This is a genomic window from Nocardioides sp. NBC_00850, assembly GCF_045207335.1.
Classification (GTDB): Bacteria; Actinomycetota; Actinomycetes; order Propionibacteriales; family Nocardioidaceae; genus Nocardioides.
Genome location: NZ_CP108845.1, coordinates 1,442,366 through 1,457,100 on the forward strand (window position 1 = coordinate 1,442,366; position 14,735 = coordinate 1,457,100).

At 69.4% G+C, this 14,735-nt stretch carries 13 protein-coding genes; 4 read left to right on the plus strand and 9 right to left on the minus strand.

Going from position 1 to position 14,735, the window contains the following annotated elements; translation table 11 throughout:
* Window positions 1–67: 67 nt before the first annotated feature.
* A complete protein-coding gene (locus OH802_RS07045; protein WP_406026438.1) occupies window positions 68–3,133 on the minus strand; it encodes a M4 family metallopeptidase in 3,066 nt (1,021 codons plus the stop codon).
* A 201-nt stretch (window positions 3,134–3,334) separates the two neighbouring features.
* Here OH802_RS07045 and OH802_RS07050 point away from each other — a divergent pair, with 201 nt between their 5' ends.
* On the plus strand, window positions 3,335–3,598 hold the full coding sequence (locus OH802_RS07050) for a WhiB family transcriptional regulator (protein ID WP_292649912.1): 264 nt from the start codon (window positions 3,335–3,337) through the stop codon (window positions 3,596–3,598).
* On the opposite strand, the gene OH802_RS07055 is transcribed toward OH802_RS07050, so the two are convergent.
* Window positions 3,595–4,482: a sigma-70 family RNA polymerase sigma factor gene (locus OH802_RS07055; protein ID WP_406026441.1), complete on the minus strand. Its 888-nt coding sequence runs from the start codon at window positions 4,480–4,482 to the stop codon at window positions 3,595–3,597. The two genes, OH802_RS07050 and OH802_RS07055, sit on opposite strands and share 4 nt — an antisense overlap.
* A gap of 146 nt (window positions 4,483–4,628) precedes the next feature.
* Between OH802_RS07055 and OH802_RS07060 the strand changes: the two genes are divergently transcribed.
* The gene (locus tag OH802_RS07060) at window positions 4,629–5,093 is read left to right on the plus strand and encodes a carboxymuconolactone decarboxylase family protein (protein ID WP_406026443.1); all 465 of its coding nucleotides are present in this window, start codon (window positions 4,629–4,631) and stop codon (window positions 5,091–5,093) included.
* A 25-nt stretch (window positions 5,094–5,118) separates the two neighbouring features.
* On the opposite strand, the gene pgm is transcribed toward OH802_RS07060, so the two are convergent.
* Window positions 5,119–6,783 (minus strand): phosphoglucomutase (alpha-D-glucose-1,6-bisphosphate-dependent), encoded by a 1,665-nt coding sequence (pgm, locus tag OH802_RS07065; protein WP_406026445.1) that lies wholly within the window; start codon window positions 6,781–6,783, stop codon window positions 5,119–5,121.
* Between the two features lie 38 nt (window positions 6,784–6,821).
* Here pgm and OH802_RS07070 point away from each other — a divergent pair, with 38 nt between their 5' ends.
* Window positions 6,822–7,613: a crotonase/enoyl-CoA hydratase family protein gene (locus OH802_RS07070; RefSeq protein WP_355017654.1), complete on the plus strand. Its 792-nt coding sequence runs from the start codon at window positions 6,822–6,824 to the stop codon at window positions 7,611–7,613.
* Here OH802_RS07070 and OH802_RS07075 read toward each other — a convergent pair.
* The 3 genes from OH802_RS07075 to OH802_RS07085 form a co-directional block, all read right to left on the minus strand.
* Window positions 7,595–8,383 (minus strand): hypothetical protein, encoded by a 789-nt coding sequence (locus tag OH802_RS07075; RefSeq protein WP_406026448.1) that lies wholly within the window; start codon window positions 8,381–8,383, stop codon window positions 7,595–7,597. The two genes, OH802_RS07070 and OH802_RS07075, sit on opposite strands and share 19 nt — an antisense overlap.
* 81 nt (window positions 8,384–8,464) lie before the next feature.
* The gene (locus OH802_RS07080; RefSeq protein WP_406026450.1) at window positions 8,465–9,406 is read right to left on the minus strand and encodes an oxidoreductase; all 942 of its coding nucleotides are present in this window, start codon (window positions 9,404–9,406) and stop codon (window positions 8,465–8,467) included.
* A gap of 59 nt (window positions 9,407–9,465) precedes the next feature.
* The gene (locus OH802_RS07085) at window positions 9,466–10,074 is read right to left on the minus strand and encodes a LysE/ArgO family amino acid transporter (protein WP_406026452.1); all 609 of its coding nucleotides are present in this window, start codon (window positions 10,072–10,074) and stop codon (window positions 9,466–9,468) included.
* Window positions 10,075–10,148: 74 nt separating this feature from the next.
* On the opposite strand from OH802_RS07085, the gene OH802_RS07090 reads away from it, so the two are divergent.
* Window positions 10,149–11,051 carry a LysR family transcriptional regulator ArgP gene (locus OH802_RS07090; protein WP_406026454.1) on the plus strand — a complete coding sequence of 301 codons (903 nt, stop codon included), beginning with the start codon at window positions 10,149–10,151 and terminating at the stop codon, window positions 11,049–11,051.
* Between the two features lie 5 nt (window positions 11,052–11,056).
* Here OH802_RS07090 and OH802_RS07095 read toward each other — a convergent pair whose 3' ends face one another.
* From OH802_RS07095 to OH802_RS07105, 3 genes are all read right to left on the minus strand, one after another.
* Window positions 11,057–11,416 (minus strand): DUF6458 family protein, encoded by a 360-nt coding sequence (locus tag OH802_RS07095; protein ID WP_406026457.1) that lies wholly within the window; start codon window positions 11,414–11,416, stop codon window positions 11,057–11,059.
* A gap of 91 nt (window positions 11,417–11,507) precedes the next feature.
* Complete coding sequence (locus tag OH802_RS07100; RefSeq protein WP_406026459.1) at window positions 11,508–12,731, minus strand: MFS transporter; 1,224 nt, start codon at window positions 12,729–12,731, stop codon at window positions 11,508–11,510.
* Window positions 12,732–12,830: 99 nt separating this feature from the next.
* Window positions 12,831–14,684, minus strand: a complete 1,854-nt coding sequence (locus tag OH802_RS07105) for an acyl-CoA dehydrogenase (RefSeq protein WP_406026461.1) — start codon at window positions 14,682–14,684, stop codon at window positions 12,831–12,833.
* Between the last annotated feature and the right edge of the window lie 51 nt (window positions 14,685–14,735).

A 14,735-nucleotide genomic window follows, 5' to 3' on the forward strand; every position in this document is an offset into this window, starting at 1 on the left:
TGAGTGTAGGGACACAGAGGGCCCCGCCGAACTGGATTGTCCGGCGGGGCCCTGTGAAGGTGTACGGCTACTTGACCCTGACGGTCACCGTCTCGGTGATCGCCTCGTTGTTCCGGTCACCCGAGTAGACCACCTTGTAGGTGTGGGTGCCTCGGAACGCCCGGAAGGTCGCCTCCTCCTTCTTGAGGGTGAAGCGGCCGACGCGGATGCCGTTCTCGCTGACCACGATCTGGCCGGAGGCGCGCTCGCCGTCGACGGTGATCTCGACCTTGCCGCGCTTCGGCGAGGTGGCGGAGATCTCCGGGACCGCCTTCTCGGTGCAGTAGCTCACCGAGATGTTGTCGACGGCCCAGCCCTCGACGCCGTTGCAGCCGTCGCGACCGAGGTCGAAGCGGAACTGCACGGTGTCACCGGCGTTGGCGATCGCATCGAGGTCGACGATCGTCGTGCCCCACTGACCGGTGAACTTGCCACCGTCGGTGCCCGTCCAGGCGGGTTCGCTGGCGAGGTAGCCGCTGTCGGGGTCCATCGTCGCGCCCGGTGCGTTGAACAGGTACGCAGCCTGGTCGACGAGCGCGAAGTCGCCACCGTTGACCGACACCTTGACGTTGCCGCCGTCCCAGCCGGACTCGGTGCGCACCGAGTGGTCGAACGTGAGGCGAGGTGTCATACCCGCGGGAACGGTGATCTCCGGGGAGATCAGCCCGTTGCGGCTGGTGATGTCACCGGTCGCGTCACCGCACTGGCCCTCGACGGGGTCCGGGCCCCAGGCGAGACCGGTCTCGTTGCCCTCGACGCCGGTACCGGCCTCCCAGGGGTAGTCGTTGCCGGGGACCAGGGACTCGGCGTCCTGGGTCCAACCGGTCAGACCGTCCTCGAAGTCCTCGGTGTAGGTGGTGACCTCGTTGGTGCCCTCGCCACACAGGGCGGGGGTGTTCGGGTCGAGCATCGGGCCGAAGTTGCACTGGACCGGCTCGTCTGTCAGCTCGGTGGCCGTGTTGGCCGCCGCGACCGCCGCACAGTCAGCGGCCGTGATCGGCTCCAGAGCCGGAGCCTCGGCTGCGCCACCCGGAGTCTCGCCGCCGCCGGACTGCGGTGTCGAGGTGCCCAGGGTGAGCTTCTTGAGCGTGGTCACGCCGGTCAGGTCGGCGCACGAGGAGACCATTGCCTGGGCGTACTCGGGGAACCCCGAGGTCGGCGTCAGGTAGTTGGTCTGCGCGTGCCAGATCAGGTTGGCCGCCTTGTCCAGGCCGATGCCCGCGACGTCGACGTCGTTGTAGGCGCCGCCGTCCACGAGCAGGGCGTAGTGATGGTTGATGACGCCGGAGTTGGTGTGGACGCCGCCGGAGTCGGTGGCACCGTCGCAGTGGTACTCCTCGTCGGAGACCTTGCCCGGGTCGCCGTAGCAGGTCGGGTTCCACATGTCGCGGATCGCGCCGCCGAAGGCGGTCGAGTCCTCACCCATCAGCCAGCGTACGGACTCGTCCTTGGTGTCGGCCGAGGCGTCCTTGATGGTGATGTTGACCGGGCCGGTGGCGTTCTTGATCTTCTGACCGGTGGCGAAGTCGGTGGTCGCACCGTAGATGTCGGCGTTGCCGGAGATCGAGCCGATCGGCTGGCCTTCCAGGAAGCCGATCACGATGCCCTCGGCGCCGGCCGCGGACGCGTTGGCGACCTTCTGGGTGAAGGCGCAGACGCCGCGGTCGACGAAGACGAACTTGCCGGCGATGTCGGCGGCGTTGGTGAAGGCTCCACAGCCGTTGGTCGGGCTGCCGTCTGCCGGGTCGTCCTGACCCACGACGATGTCGGAGGTCACGCCCGCGGTCGGGTAGACCGGGCCGAAGTTGGCCGCGGCTGCCGGGCAGGCGCCGGCGACGTCGGCGGGGGAGTTGATCGTCAGCTCGATCGCCCCGCGCGTGGACGACGAGCAGTGGCCGTCGGTGCGGCGTACGTCGTCGGTGGTGTTCTCACGGGCGTTGAGGAAGTCGACCGTGTTGCCCCACATGTCGGAGTAGGCCTCGTTGAGCGCACCCGGCTGCCACTGGTAGATCAGGCCGGAGGTGTACTCGGTGTAGGCGTGGCCCCACTCGTGCGCCACCACGTCGTCGGAGGTGACCCCGGAGCAGTAGTTGGTGGTCGCGCCGTTCCAGTTGGCGTTCGGGCACGAGATCGCCGGGTCGTTGTTGACCGTGACCATCTTCGCGCCGGCGCCGTCGTAGGAGTCGCGGCCGAAGGTGTTCTTGTAGAGCCAGTAGGACTCGCCGGTGGTGGCGACCTCGTTTGCCTGGTCCTGGTCGAGCGTGCCCGGGAAGGCGTCGTTCTCGTTCCAGACGGTCGCGTCGTCGCCGGTGTCGGGCGTGTTGTGCTTCTCGATCAGCTCCCGCTCGTTGGCCGAGTGGATCATCGAGTAGCGGTTGACCGGCTTGCCGCTGGCGGCGTCGAGCACGACCGTCTCGCGCACGGTGGACCGGTTGGACACCTCGACGACCCAGGCGAGCAGGCTCTTGCCGCTCACGCCCTGGGCCGCGCCCATGCGGTAGATGTTGAGGTCGGCCTTGACGACCTCGACGCCGGTGGTGTCGACCTTGCTGTCGGTGTGAGCCTCGGCCGGCTTGGACTTCACCAGCTCGAGCGCCTTGGCGCTGGCCTTCTCCTTGGACCACTTCGGGGTGGTGCTGAGATCGAGGTTCGGGGCGGCGAAACCGTTGACCGAGGTCAGGTCGCCGGCCTTGTCGACGTGGGCCTTCAGGACGCCGCCGAAGACCGGCACGTCCTTGTAGGCCTGCTCGAACTCGACCGTCCAGCCGGCCGGGGTGGTGCTGACCTTCGACTGGTCGAGCTGGCCGGCCTCGGCACCGAAGACCGGGGCGTACTTGTCGAGATATTCGCGTGCCTTCGCGGCCGCCTCCGACTTGCTGTCAGCGGCGACGCCGGGCAGCAGGTCGCCCTTGGTGGACGCGTAGCCGATCAGGCCGGTGGCGCCCTCCTTCTTGAGCGTGACGGTCTGATCGGCCGCGGCCTTCAGTTGGTCGATGCCGCTGGGATCCGGTTCCGCGGCGAAGGCGGCGATCGGTGTGGCCACCAGGCCTGCCGCGACGAGCGCAAGGCTGATTCCTTGCTTTCCGAGCTTCACGGGTTGCTCCTCTCGGGGTTCCGCCGCGTCGAGTCGCGGCGATTTCGCATCGTAGAGAGATTTGCGATGAAGAAGGGTGCAAACGCGAAACACGAGTCCGAAACGATTCGCCCTCGGGAGATTCTCAGTGGAAGCTCCTCAGGGGAGATCTAAGGTAGTTTCCCGATGTGCGGGCCTACCTCAGGCGCAGATTCTCGAGGGGTGCCCTTGGAGATCATCCCGCCTTTGTACGCCGCCGGCCTTCCGTGCCACGGAGACGACTCTGCGTTGTGGTTCTCAGAGTCCCCCGCCGCCCTCGAGGTGGCCAAAGATCGCTGCCTCGACTGCCCGGTGATGCGTGAGTGTCTCTCCGGTGCTCTGGCCCGCTCCGAACCCTGGGGCGTCTGGGGCGGCGAGATCGTCGAACGCGGCCAGGTGGTCACCCACAAGCGTGGCCGCGGCCGACCCCGCCGCCAGGCCGCCTAGGCCTGGTCGTGCGCTGACTCCAGCCCCAGGCTCGCGGCGAGCTTCGCGACCTGGGCGGGGGCGGCGTACGCCTCGATCTCGGTGATCCGCCCGTCGACCACGGTGAACGCCATGACGCTGTAGAGCTTCCCGTGGAAGGTGATCGCGACGCCGGCGGAGCCGTTGACGAGGGCGGAGTGGGTGACGCGGTCGGCGTGGGCGTACATGACGGCGTTGCCCGCCACCTTCGCCGCGCCGCGGTAGGTGGTGATCCCGGAGCCGAGATCGGCGTGCAGGACGACGTCGGGGTGGAGCGCACCGATCAGCCGGTCCAGGTCGCCGTCCTGGGCGGCGGCGAAGAAGGCGTCGACGACCTCGCGCTGCGCGGCGACGTCGTTCTCGGGCGTACGTCCTCGGACTCGTCGCCGCGCGCGGCTCGCGAGCTGGCGGGTCGAGTCGGACGAGCGGTCGAGCATCGTCGCGATCTCGTCGAAGGGCACGGCGAAGAGATCATGGAGTACGAAGGCCAGCCGCTCGTCGGGGGAGAGCTGGTCGAGCACGACGAGGAGAGCGACGCTGACCGAGTCGGCGAGCATCGCGCGCTCGGCCGGATCCTGGGTGGTGCCGTCGTCGAGGACGATCGTGGGTTCCGGCAGTCGATCTTCGAGAGGCAGCTCGCCGCGGGTCTTGCGCGAGCGGAGCATGTTGAGCGAGACGCGTGCCACCACGGTCGTCAGCCAGCCACCGATGTTGTCGATCTCGTCGGCGTCGCTCCGGCTCAGCCGGAGCCAGGCGTCCTGGACGGCATCCTCGGCCTCGGAAGTCGATCCGAGCATCCGGTAGGCCACCCCGAACAGGTGCCGCCGCTCCTCCTCGAAACGCTCGGCCAGCCACTCCTGCTGCATCGTCGGTCCTCTCGATCGTCGGCCCGTACAGTCCAGGCCCTTATGGACCCGACCCGCGAAGCAGACCAGATGTGACCGCTTCGGTGAAAGAAATTTTTCTTTCACCGGTCTGTCACATCGGTGTGCCGGGGCGGGTCAGGGATGGCATGAGCAACCGAATGAAGAACCCCGCAGAAGTCATCCCGCAGGCATTCAAGGGCATCGGCAACCTCCTGGCTGCCGTGGCCGAGGGTGGCCTGCCCGAGACCACGACCGAGCTCGTCGCCATCCGGGTGAGCCAGCTCAACGGCTGCGCCGCCTGCCTCCAGGGCCATGCCGTACGTCTCGCCGAGGTCGGCCTGCCGATCGAGAAGGTCGTCGGCCTGGCCGCCTTCCGTGAGTCGCCCTTCTTCGACGAGGCCGAGAAGGCGGCCCTCGCCCTGGCTGACGCCGTCACCCGCCTCGCCGACTCCGAGGACGCCGTGCCGGACGAGCTCTGGCGTGAGGTCACCAAGCACTACGACGAGAAGCAGACCGCTGCCCTGGTCCTCTGCATCGCCACCCACAACCTCTTCAACCGGGTCAACGTGACGGTGCGGGAGGACGCCGAGCACCCGTTCTGGATGCGCTGATCTCGGGGCTGGGGCGAACGGGAGGTCAGGCCAGGGCGGCGGAGACGACCGCCTTGGCCTCCTCCTGGACCTTCGCCAGGTGGTCAGGCCCTCGGAACGACTCGGCGTAGATCTTGTAGACGTCCTCGGTCCCCGACGGCCGGGCCGCGAACCAGGCCGACTCGGTGGTCACCTTCAGGCCGCCGATGGCCGCGCCGTTGCCGGGCGCCTCGGTGAGCTTGGCGGTGATCTCCTCACCGGCCAGGGTCGTCGCGGTCACCGCCTCGGGGGAGAGCCCGGCGAGCTTCGCCTTCTCCTCGCGAGAGGCGGGGGCGTCGATCCGGGCGTACGCCGGCTCGCCGTGCTGCCCTGGATTGAGTTGGGCGACCAGCTCCGCGTAACGCTGCGACGGCGTCTTCCCGGTGCGCGCCAGGATCTCGGAGGCGAGCAGGGCGAGGATGATGCCGTCCTTGTCGGTGGTCCACACGGTGCCGTCGAAGCGCAGGAACGAGGCGCCCGCCGACTCCTCGCCGCCGAAGCCGAACGAGCCGTCGATCAGCCCCGGCACGAACCACTTGAACCCGACCGGCACCTCGACCAGCGGCTTGTCGAGCGCACCCGCGACCCGGTCGATCATCGATGACGAGACCAGCGTCTTGCCGATGCGCGCGGTCGCCGGCCAGTGGGGACGCGCGCCGCCGAAGAGGTGGTCGATCGCGACCGCGAGGAAGTGGTTGGGGTTCATCAGCCCGGCGTCGCGGGTGACGATCCCGTGCCGGTCGGAGTCGGCGTCGTTGCCGGTGGCGATGTCGAACTCCGGGGTGCTCTCCACGAAGCGCACCAGCTCGGCCATCGCGCTGGGGGAGGAGCAGTCCATCCGGATCTTGCCGTCCCAGTCCAGCGGCATGAACCGCCAGGTCGGGTCGACCAGCTCGTTGACCACGTTGAGGTCGATCTTGTGGCGCTCGGCGATCTCGCCCCAGTAGGCGACCGAGGCCCCACCCAGGGGGTCGGCGGCGATCCGCACCCCGGCATCGCGGATTGCGGCCAGGTCGACCACGTTGGGCAGGTCGTCGACGTAGGAGCCCAGGAAGTCGTACGCCTCGGCCTTCCGCCGCGCGGCAGCGAACGGCACCCGCTTGACGCCGGAGAGCCCGGCGCGGATCAGCTCGTTGGCACGGGCGGCGATGACCTTGGTGGCGTCGGAGTCCGCGGGACCGCCGTGGGGCGGGTTGTACTTGAAGCCGCCGTCGGAGGGCGGGTTGTGGGACGGCGTCACGACGATCCCGTCGGCGAGGCCGGCGCCCGACAGCCGCCCGGCGTTGGCCCGGAGGATCGCGTGCGAGATCGCCGGCGTCGGCGTGTAGCCGTCGCGGTCGTCCACCAGGACGCGTACGTCATTGGCGACCAGCACCTCCAGCGCGCTCGCCCACGCGGGCTCGGAGAGGCCGTGGGTGTCGCGTCCGATGAACAGCGGCCCATCGATTCCCTGCGAGGTCCGGTAGTCGACGATCGCCTGGGTCGTGGCCAGGATGTGCGTCTCGTTGAACGCTGACCTGAGCGAGGACCCGCGATGGCCCGAGGTGCCGAAGACGACCTGCTGGGCTGGATCGTCCGGGTCCGGCTGCAGGTTGTAGTAGGAGGCGACCAGGTGAGGTACGTCGACCAGGTCGGCGGGCGTAGCGAGCGTTCCAGCGCGTGGGTCAGCCATGTGCCCCATCATGCCTACTGCCCCGTAATGTTCTCCCCATGCCCCTCGTCACCACCGAAATCAACGACGGCATCGCCCAGGTGCGTCTCAACCGCCCGGACAAGCTCAACGCGCTGACCCTCGAGCTGCTCCAGGAGCTGGTCGACACCGCCAAGGTGCTCGGCAAGAACCACGACCTGCGCGCCGTGGTCATCGCCGGTGAGGGGGACGCGTTCACCGCCGGTCTCGACTTCGCCTCGGTCCTGCGTGACCCGAAGAAGATCGTCGGCGCCTTCCTGCCCCGGCCCTTCCGCGGGACCAACCTCTTCCAGGAGTCGGTGTGGGCCTGGCGCCGGCTGCCGGTACCGGTGATCGCGGCCGTCCACGGTCACTGCCTCGGCGGTGGCGTACAGATCGCGCTCGGCGCCGACTTCCGCATCGCCGAGCCCGACTCGCAGTGGTCGATCCTCGAGGGCAAGTGGGGCATCATCCCCGACATGACCGGCATCCGGTCGCTCTCCGAGGTCGTCGGCATCGACACCGCCAAGAAGCTCACCATGACTGCCGAGCAGTTCTCCGGCGAGCGTGCCTACGAGCTGGGCCTGGTCACCGAGCTCTCCGCCGACCCGGTGGCCACCGCGACCGCCTTCGCCCGCAAGCTCTCCGAGCGTTCCCCCGACCAGCTCGCCGCCGCCAAGCGCCTCTTCAACGACACCTGGTACGCCCCGATCAAGCGCACCTTCTCCCGCGAGCGCATCGAGCAGCTCCGCCTCCTCTTCGGCGAGAACACCAAGATCGCCCGCGAGGCCGCCTTCAAGCGCGAGAAGCCGACCTACAAGCCCCGCCGCTGACCCGGTTCAGCCGAGTCCGCACCTTTGGTGGCCGAGTCCTCAGTTGTGGCGGTCGAATCTGTAGTCGTGGGTGACGAAAGTCGAGTTTCGTCGCCCATTTCTGCAGTTTCGGCCGCTGCTTGCTTGCGGCGGCGCTTGATCTCGCCCTGGGCTAGGACGAAGGCGAGGACGATGGGCCAGACGTACTTCAGGTGGTTGGCGACCCATTTGACCCACTCGGGGACCTGTACGTTCGGCAGGTCCGGCCACGGGATCGACGGCCACGGGATGCTGGGTAGGTCGGGGAGCGGCAGGTCGGGGAGATCCGGCAGGTTCGGGAGCGGGAGGTCGATGTCTGGGAGCGAGACCCGGGCGAGGATCCATGCGACGACCATCGCGGCGACGATGCCGCCGACCACGCCCGCGGCACCGCCGAGGGTCTCGATGAGCGCATAGCGTTTGGGGTGGTCGATCACCCGCTGTTCGTACGCAGCGGCCCGCGACCCAGGCTCCGGGGTGAGGTCGACGCCGCCGATGCCGGCCATCCCGGCCAGGTCCTCACCGGGCGCGAAGTAGGTCGCGCGACGCGGTGTGCCGAGCCCGGAGTGGATCACGAGCAGGCTCCCGTGCGCCTTGCTCTCCAGCCGGGCCCGGTCGTCGGAGGTCTTCCGGGTGAGGACCTCCTCGCCGTCGACGGTCCACACGAACGTACGGATGATCTCCCCGGTCACCTCGAGATGGTGGGCGCGCCCGGAGATCGTCCGCGACCAGATCTGGACCTTCTTGCTCACCCTTATGAATCTAGGATCCGGGGCGCCGTCGAGGCATCGGCCAGAGGTAGCGACCGGGCTCAGACTTTGGTCTGGGCCCGGTCAGGGATAGGCGATGCCGGTGGTCTGCTCGGAGAGCTCCCACAGCGCCCGCGCCGCCTCGGGATCGCGTGCGAGGCGCGAGGCGTTGACCGGCTTCGGCACACCGCGACCCTCGAAGGCGTCGCTCGGCCCGACGTACGTCCCGGGCTCCAGCCCCGGCAAGGTCGCCGCCATCAGGGCCGGCCAGGCGCCGGCCTCCGGGGTCTGCGCCATGGCCCGGACGGCGGCCTCGCCGATGCTCGCGATCGGCGCGATCATGGTCCGGGAAGCACCGTTGGCCATCAGACGGGTCGAGGCGAGCCCCGGGTGAGCGGCGTAGGCACCGACCGGAAGCCTCGCCTTCTCCAGGCGCCGCTGGAGCTCGAAGGTGAAGAGCAGGTTGGCGAGCTTCGACTGGGAGTAGACGCCCCACGGCGAATAGCGCCCGACCTGCACCGTCGGGAACCCGAGCGGCGCCTTGCGCGCCACCTTGTGCGCCACGCTCGCCATGGTCACGATCCGCCCCTCGCCGCTCTCGGCCAGCGGCTCGAGCAGCAGGCCGGTCAGCAGGAACGGCCCGAAGTGGTTGGTCGCCATCTGCAGGTCGAGGTCGTCCACGGTCCGCGACTGCGGCGTCGCCATCACGCCCGCGTTGTTGACCAGCAGGTGCAGCGGCCCGCCGCCGTCGAAGGTCGCCGCCGCGATCGCCTCGGCCCCTGCCCGCACCGCCTGGAGCGAGGAGAGATCGAGCGCGACCCGGTCGAGGCTGGCGCCCGGAACCTCCTCGGTCAATGCCTCCGCGGCCGCGTCGAGCTTCTCCCAGGACCGCCCCGCTAGGATCACCCGTGCCCCCGCAGCGGCGAGGCCGCGCGCGACGAAGTAGCCGATCCCGCCCAGCGTCGGTCCGGTCACCACGGCGTTCTTGCCGGTCAGGTCAGGAATATCGGAGGTCGTCCACGGCATGCGGCCACACTAGGCGGCTGGTCAACACATTGGCCGGATTTGAAAGTCGGCCCGCCCGGTCAGCCCAGTCCGCCCAGCGCGAGCCCGCCCGCGATCGCGAGCATCATGCACCCGATGAGACTGTCGAGCACCTGCCAGGCACGTCGGCTGGCGAGCAGCGGCGCGAGGAGCCGAGCGCCGTACCCGAGACCGGCGAACCAGATGATGCTGGCCAGGCAGCCGCCGACGGCGAACCCCCATCGCGCCGAGCCGTAGGTCGCCGCGATCGACCCGTGGAGCACAAGCGTGTCGATGTAGACATGCGGGTTGAGCCAGGTGAAGGCGGCCGCCTTGGCGATCACGCGGGGGAGTGTGTCGCGGGGCGCGTCGGCGGCATCCAGCCCCGAGGGCCGCAGCGCCCGCCGGAACGACCCGATGCCGTACCAGCCGAGGAACACCACCCCGAACCAGCGCAGCACCTCCACCGCCCACCCGGCGCTCTCGACGACCGCCCCCATGCCGGCGACCCCGGCACAGATGAGCAGGAGGTCGGAGACCGCACACACGGCGACCACGGCGAACACGTGCGAGCGCAGGATGCCCTGCCGCAGGACGTACGCGTTCTGGGACCCGATGGCGATGATGAGGCTGAGCCCGGTGAGGAGCCCGGCGAGGCTGGCGTTGATCACATCAGCGACGCTAAGCCGTGCCGCGTCTACAGACCAGCGAAAGAATCTAACCGAAGATGAGCCACACTTAAGGCATGCCCGCCCTCGACCCGACCCAGCTCGAGACCCTCGTCGTGATCGCCGAGGAAGGCACCTTCGACGCCGCGGCGAGACGCCTCCACATCACCCCGAGCGCCGTCAGCCAGCGGATCCGGGCGCTCGAGCGCGCGGCCGGGCAGGTGCTGGTGCGGCGTACGACTCCCTGCACCCCCACCGAGGCCGGTGAGCCCCTGATCAGGCACGGCCGACAGCTCCGCCTGCTGCTGGACGAGGCCGCCGCGACCCTGAGCTCCGGCGACAGCAGCGACGACACCGTCGTCGACCTCTCGGTCGTGGTCAACGCGGACACCCTCGCGACCTGGTTCCGTCCGGTGCTCGACGAGGTGGCGACCTGGGATCGGACGGCGCTGCGGATCACCGTGGAGGACCAGGGCTACTCGGCCGACGCGCTGCGCCGCGGCGAGGTCCTCGCCGCGGTCACCAGCGAGCCGAAGCCGGTCCAGGGCTGCACGGTCGAGCCGCTCGGCCGGCTCCGCTACACCCCGGGCGCCGCCCCGGCGCTCATCGAGCGGCACCGAAAGGGCAGAGGCATCGACTGGGGCGCGATCCCGATGATCGTCTTCAACGAGAAGGACCATCTCCAGGACGAGGTGCTGGCGGCGCACGGCGCGACCCGGCCACCGGTCGTCCACCGGGTCCCGAGCAGCCACGACTTCCACGAGGCCATCAGGCGCGGCCTCGGCTGGGGGATGCTCCTCGACGCCCAGGCAGAGGCCGACCTCGAGTCAGGCGCGACGGTCCCGCTCCCGGGCGCGAAGCCGATCGACATCCAGCTCTTCTGGCAGCGCTGGCGCCTCGACTCGATCGCACTCGACGACCTGAGCGAAGCCGTACGCCGCGCCGCCCGCGACCAGCTACGCCCGACGCGCCGTCGCTGAACGGGTCAGGCGCGGCCGCCGGGGTGACCGGCGCCGAAGTGCTGAGCGTGCGGGGCGCCCTGCATGGGCTGCCCGGCCGGCGGGTAGTTCCCCTGCGGCTGCGACGGAGGGCCGGGAGGGTAGGGACCCTGAGGGCCGCCGTAAGGGCCGGGCTCGTACTGGCGGTGCTCGACGGCGGTGGTGTGCTGGGACCGGTTCACCGACAGCAGCACGCCGATCACGATCGCGAGGCCGCCGGCGATCACGAAGATCCAGCCCAGCGGCTCGCTGGCGATCGCGTTGGCGACCTCGTCGGGCAGATCCACGGCGCTGGTGAGCAGGATGAGTCCGAGGACCAGCAGGATGATCCCTAGGCCGATGGTCATGGCAGAACTCCAGAGGTTGGGGGCTGGCGCGACACGCTACCCAGCCGGTTCAGGCCCCCATACCGTCCCCCGCATCACGGCCTGTCGCAGGTCAGGCCGTACGCCGCGCCCCCGCCACCCCACGAGCCGCGACCCCTAGCAGCACCAGCAGCAGCGCGCCGAAGGCGAGCATCGCCGGCTCGGTCGCGACGAACTGCACCAGGATCCCCAGCAGCACCACCGGCACCGTGATCCCGAGATAGGCCATCAGAAAGAGCCCGGCCAGCGCCTCGCCACGGCTGTTCGCCGGCGCCACCGAGATCACGGTGGCGACCGCCGCCTTGAACGACATCCCCGACCCCGCCCCGGTGACGACGGCCCCGACGACCAGCACCCAGAACGTGCCGGACAGCAGGGCGCCGACGACCAGGAGCAGCCCGGCGGTCAGCGCGACCAGCCCGACGACGTACAGCCTCCGGCGCGGCCAGCGCCCGGCCAGCACCTGGAAGAGCGCCGCAGCTCCGAAGATGGAGAACCCGACCGCGCCCGCGACGGCATGCGAGTACATGCCCAGATCCTCGGCGAGGAACGACGGCACCAGCGAGGTGAAGAAGCCGAACATCGCGAACGCCACGAAGCTCGCCATTCCGGCGGCGAAGTAGGCGCCGCGCGCGTCGGCCGGCACCCGCACCCGCTGCGGCCGGTAGGTCCACCCCGGCTGGTCGGTGTCGACCGTCTCCGGCGCGGCCACGACCGCGAGCAGCCCGAGCACCATGAGGAACGCGAAGACCGCGTACGGCGTGTAGAGCGGTCGCGGCGCCCACTCGGCCAGCGCGCCCGCGACCAGCGGGCCCAGCCCCAATCCGCCGATGTTGGCCGCGGTCGCGACCACCTCGGCCCGGGTCGCCGGAGCCTCCGGCCGGCTGCGCCGGTGCAGCTCGGCGAGATGGGCCGTCGCGGTCGCGGTCAGCATTCCGACGCCCAGTCCGGACAGCAGCCGCGCCAGCAGCAGCCAGCCCAGCTCATGGGTCGAGAGGAAGATCAACGCGGAGAGCACGTTGAGCAGCACCGCCGGCGCCACCACCCGCCGCCGCCCGAACCGGTCCGAGAGGTGGCCGGCGAGGAAGAGCGAGATCGCCACCCCCGCGCCGTACGTCGCGAACACCACCGTGATCACGAACGAGCTCCAGCCCTGCTCGTCGACGTAGAAGACGTAGAGGGGCGCCGGCGCGGCCGCGAAGCCCATCGTCACCGCGAACAGGAACGCCACCGACCAGAACCCGCGAGTGTGATGCGCGGAGTTCGTACGGATCCGGGGCTCGGTCACAGAGGTCACGTGACTTCTCAACCACGGAGCGTGCCCGAGGAATTCCGCCGGACGCACCGCGGCCCGCCCGGAGAACCGGGCGGGCCGCAGCGTACGAGCGGATCAGAGTCAGAAAGCGGACTCGGGCAGATCCATGATCGAGTTGTCGATCGCCTCGGCGATCGCCCGCTCAGCGGTCAGCTTGGGCAGGTTGTAGGAGGCGAAGAACTTCGCGGCGGCGACCTTGCCGGTGTAGAAGTCCGTGTCCTTGCCGGCGTCACCGGCGAGGGCGGCGAGGGCGATCTCGGCCTGGCGGAGCAGCAGCCACGCGACCACGACGTCGCCGACGGCGAGCAGCAGGCGCGAGGTGTTCTGGGCGACCTTGTAGATGTTGGTGATCTCCTCCTGGGAGGCCATCAGGTCGTTGAACATGTGCCCGACGATCGCGTTGACGTCCTCGAGAGCGGTCCCGAGCAGGGCACGCGACTCCTTGAGCTCGGCGGAGCCCTCGGCGTCGAGGAAGGCCTGGATCTCGCCGGCGATCTGGCCGAGCGCGGCGCCCTGGTTCTTCACGATCTTGCGGAAGAAGAAGTCCTGGCCCTGGATCGCGGTGGTGCCCTCGTAGATCGAGTCGATCTTGGCGTCGCGGACGTACTGCTCGATCGGGTACTCCTGCAGGAAGCCCGACCCACCGAAGGTCTGCAGCGACTCGGTGCCGAGCAGCACCCAGGCGCGCTCGGAGCCGTAGCCCTTGACGATCGGCAGCAGCAGGTCGTTGACCGCGGCGGCCAGCTTGTTCTCGTCGGAGCCGTCCTCGGTGAGGACGACCTTCTCCTGCCACGAGGTCGTGTAGTAGACCAGCGCGCGCATGCCCTCGGCGAACGACTTCTGCACCAGCAGCGAGCGGCGTACGTCGGGGTGGTGGGTGATCGTGACGCGCGGGTCCGTCTTGCCGGCGGCGACGAGGTCGGCGCCCTGGACGCGGGTCTTGGCGTACTCGAGAGCGTTGAGGTAGCCGGTCGAGAGGGTCGCGATCGCCTTGGTGCCGACCATCATCCGAGCGTTCTCGATGACGTCGAACATCTGGCGGATGCCGTCGTGCACCTCGCCGAGCAGCCAGCCCTTGGCGGCCTCGCCGCCGCCGACCTGCGGGTCGCCGAAGGTGAGCTCGCAGGTGTTGGACACCTTGATGCCCATCTTGTGCTCGACGTTGGTGACGTACGCACCGTTGCGCTCGCCGGTGAGCTCACCGGTCTCGTGGTCGAAGTGGTACTTCGGCACGAGGAAGAGGGAGAGACCCTTCGTGCCCGGGCCGCCGACGCCCTCGACGCCCTTCGGGCGGGCGAGGACGAGGTGCATGATGTTCTCCTGCAGGTCCGACTCGGCGCTGGTGATGAAGCGCTTGACGCCGGTGATGTTCCAGGAGCCGTCCTCGTTGGGCGTGGCGAAGGTCTTGCCGGCGCCGACGTCGGAGCCCGCGTCGGGCTCGGTCAGCACCATGGTGGAGCCCCACAGCTTCTCGACCATGAACTTGGCGATGCGCTTGTCGCGCTCGTTGCCGTTCTCGAAGACGACCTTCGAGAAGAACGGGCCCGCGGCGTACATCCAGATCGCCGGGTTGGCCCCGAGCAGCATCTCGGCGGTCGCCCACACGAGCGAGTTCGGGGCCACCTGGCCGCCGATCTCCTCGGGAGTGTGCAGGCTCCAGAAGCCCGACTCCATCCACGCGTCGTACGACTTCTTGAACGCGGCCGGGACCGGCGCGGTGTTGGTCTTGGGGTCGAAGACCGGCGGGTTGCGGTCGGCCTCGACGAACGACTCGGCGAGATCCTCGCGCGAGAGACGCTCGACCTCGGCGAGGATCTCCTTCGCGGTGTCGACGTCCAGGTCCGCGAAGGGACCGGTGCCGAGGACCTTGTCGGTGCCGAAGACCTCGAACAGGTTGAACTCGATGTCGCGGAGATTGCTCTTGTAGTGGCTCACTGATCCACCTTCATAACCTTTGTCGGATTTACCAGTTGCGGGAGCGCCGGT

Bases quoted from the DNA above. Each gene is read 5' to 3' on its own strand.
- pgm (WP_406026445.1), bottom strand. From the start codon at position 6,783: ATGGCTGACCCACGCGCTGGAACGCTCGCTACGCCCGCCGACCTGGTC.
- OH802_RS07095 (WP_406026457.1), bottom strand. From the start codon at position 11,416: ATGACCATCGGCCTAGGGATCATCCTGCTGGTCCTCGGACTCATCCTG.
- OH802_RS07080 (WP_406026450.1), bottom strand. From the start codon at position 9,406: ATGCCGTGGACGACCTCCGATATTCCTGACCTGACCGGCAAGAACGCC.
- OH802_RS07055 (WP_406026441.1), bottom strand. From the start codon at position 4,482: ATGCAGCAGGAGTGGCTGGCCGAGCGTTTCGAGGAGGAGCGGCGGCAC.
- OH802_RS07070 (WP_355017654.1), top strand. From the start codon at position 6,822: ATGCCCCTCGTCACCACCGAAATCAACGACGGCATCGCCCAGGTGCGT.
- OH802_RS07060 (WP_406026443.1), top strand. From the start codon at position 4,629: ATGAGCAACCGAATGAAGAACCCCGCAGAAGTCATCCCGCAGGCATTC.
- OH802_RS07090 (WP_406026454.1), top strand. From the start codon at position 10,149: ATGCCCGCCCTCGACCCGACCCAGCTCGAGACCCTCGTCGTGATCGCC.